The following is a 2399-nucleotide window of genomic DNA, read 5'->3' on the forward strand; positions in this document are numbered from 1 at the left end:
ACATCAGCTTCCGCGACGTCACCAAGGAGTTCCTCGTCAAGGACCGCGGGTCGCGGCAGCGCACCGAGTTCACCGCCGTGCGGGGCGTGGACCTGGACGTGCTGCGCGGCGAGTTCCTGGTCGTCGTGGGCCCGAGCGGCTGCGGCAAGTCCACCCTGCTCGACCTGCTGGGCGGGTTGACCGAGCCGAGCGGGGGCGAGGTGCTGCTGGACGGCGTCCCGATCACCGGTCCCGGGCTGGACCGCGGGATCGTCTTCCAGCAGTACGCGCTGCTGCCGTGGCGCACCGCGCAGGGCAACGTCGAGTTCGGCCTGGAGGCGGCAGGGGTGCCGCGTCGGCAGCGCGCCGCGCGGGCCGCGGAGTTCCTGGACCTGGTGGGGCTGCGCGGTTTCGAGGACCGGCACCCGCACCAGCTCTCCGGCGGCATGCGGCAGCGGGTCGCGATCGCCCGCAGCCTCGCCTACGACCCGACCGTGCTGCTGATGGACGAGCCGTTCGCCGCGCTCGACGCCCAGACCCGCGAGTCGCTCCAGGACGAGCTGCGGCGCATCTGGCAGCGCACCGGCAAGACGGTCGTGTTCATCACGCACTCCATCGACGAGGCCGTCTACCTGGGACAACGGGTGGCCGTGCTCACCTCGCGGCCCGGCCGCGTCAAGGAGGTCGTGCCGATCGACCTGGGCGACCGCACCGGGCAGGACGACGTGCGCGGCAGCGCCGGGTTCGCCCGCTACCGGCACCGGATCTGGGACCTGCTGCACGACGAGGTCTCCCGCGCACAGCAACAGGAGAAGGAGGTGGCGGTGGCATGACCGCCCTCTTGACCGCTCAACCGACCGTGCACGACGACCCCTCCGCCGACGAGCGGCCACGACGACGCGGGTCGGCTCCGCGCAGGGCCGCCGAGTTGCTGCTGACGGCGTTCGGCAAGGTGGTGGCGATCGCGGTGCTGCTGACGATCTGGGAGACCGCGCCCCGGCTCGGCCTGGTGGACGCCACGTTCCTGCCGCCGTTCTCCACCGTGCTGGGAGCCTGGTGGGACCTGGCGGTCAGCGGCCAGCTCTCGTCCAACGCCGGGGCCAGCCTGGTCCGCTCGCTGTCCGGGTTCGGCCTCGCGGTGGTGGTCGCCGTGCCGCTGGGCCTGCTGATCGGCTGGTACAAGCCGGTGGCGACGCTGCTCGGGCCGCTGCTGGAGGTGTTCCGCAACACCGCCGCGCTGGCGCTGCTGCCGGTGTTCGTGCTGCTGCTCGGCATCGGGGAGACGTCGAAGATCGCCATCGTGTTCTACGCCTGCACCTGGCCGGTGCTGCTGAACACGATCAGCGCGGTGCGCGGGGTCGACCCGACCCTGCTGCGGCTGATGTCGGCCCGCGGCAGCACGTGGGCCGACTGGTAGGGCACGTTGACGGTGCAGCTCTTGCTCGAATCCGTGTCCAGCTCGACGTACCCGCGGTGACCACCCAGGTCGACCGGTTCTCCCTCGACCGGCTCCTGCGCCGAGTGCTGGTCCAGGCGCAGGTTGATGGCGGGCCCGCCGACCGTGTCGAACCACTTGCAGGCCCAGTGCCCGAACACGTTCACCGCCGGACCGCCGTTGATCGCGGCGGCCGTGACGATCGCCTCGCGGTCCAGCAGCGCGCAGGCGTCGACGTGGGCGAGGGAGCCGGCGGGCAGCGGGATGGCACGGCGGGCGATCGGGCCGTGGTGGAGCACCTCCAGCACGGTGGCCGTCGCGACGTCGGTCACCGAGCACAGGTCCAGCGGCGGGTTCTCCAGCTTCGCCGCCACCCGGACCGCGTACTGGTCGTCCGCCACGACCGTGCGGTCGCACTCGTCGCTCTTGCGGGCCTCTTCGACGACCTCCATCGGCCGGCCCTGCACGCCGCGCGACGCGAGGGTGACCAGTTGCAGCTCGACGTCCACCGGGTCCTTCGCGTGGACGTCCACCAGGACGTCGCAGCGGTTGTAGTTGCCGTAGTTGGTGAGCAGCCGGGTGGGGCCGAACTGCCGCAGCTCCTCCTCGTCGGTCAACGCGCACGGGTCGGCGCTGCGCTCGTCACCGATCAGCCCACCGGAGCTCACGTGCTGCTGCGCGGCGGGCGCTTCGCGCTGCCGGACGAGCACCACCGCGGCCACCGCCGCCGCGACCACCACGACCGCCGCGGCGGGTTGGAGCAGCGGGTGGCGTCGCCACGGGGAGCGTGTCGGGCCTTCGACCGGTGGTGGCTCCCAGCCGCCCACCAAGTCCTTGAGACGTGAGCGGACCTCGTCGGCGGTCGGTCTCCTGTCGGGCTGCGGCTGAAGCATCTCGGTCAGCAATGGCGTGAGCGGACCGGCTTGGTCCATCGGCCGAGCCCCGCCACGCCGAACGCGCTCCAGCACCTCGTGCGGCTCGCCGC

At 72.4% G+C, this 2399-nt stretch carries 2 protein-coding genes and 1 pseudogene; 2 read left to right on the plus strand and 1 reads right to left on the minus strand.

What is annotated here, in order from left to right; all coding sequences use genetic code 11:
* Positions 1-77 precede the first annotated feature (77 nt).
* Together AB0G02_RS35480 and AB0G02_RS35485 are read left to right on the plus strand one after the other, a co-directional pair.
* The gene (locus AB0G02_RS35480; RefSeq protein WP_360803415.1) at positions 78-812 is read left to right on the plus strand and encodes an ABC transporter ATP-binding protein; all 735 of its coding nucleotides are present in this window, start codon (positions 78-80) and stop codon (positions 810-812) included.
* A complete protein-coding gene (locus AB0G02_RS35485) occupies positions 809-1396 on the plus strand; it encodes an ABC transporter permease subunit (protein ID WP_360803412.1) in 588 nt (195 codons plus the stop codon). Before AB0G02_RS35480 ends, AB0G02_RS35485 begins: the two co-directional genes overlap by 4 nt.
* Here the strand turns inward: AB0G02_RS35485 and AB0G02_RS35490 are convergent.
* A pseudogene (locus AB0G02_RS35490) lies at positions 1285-2399 on the minus strand (hypothetical protein); the annotation flags it as partial. The gene AB0G02_RS35485 and the pseudogene AB0G02_RS35490 overlap by 112 nt on opposite strands.

The organism is Actinosynnema sp. NPDC023658 (assembly GCF_040639995.1).
Classification (GTDB): domain Bacteria; phylum Actinomycetota; class Actinomycetes; order Mycobacteriales; family Pseudonocardiaceae; genus Actinosynnema.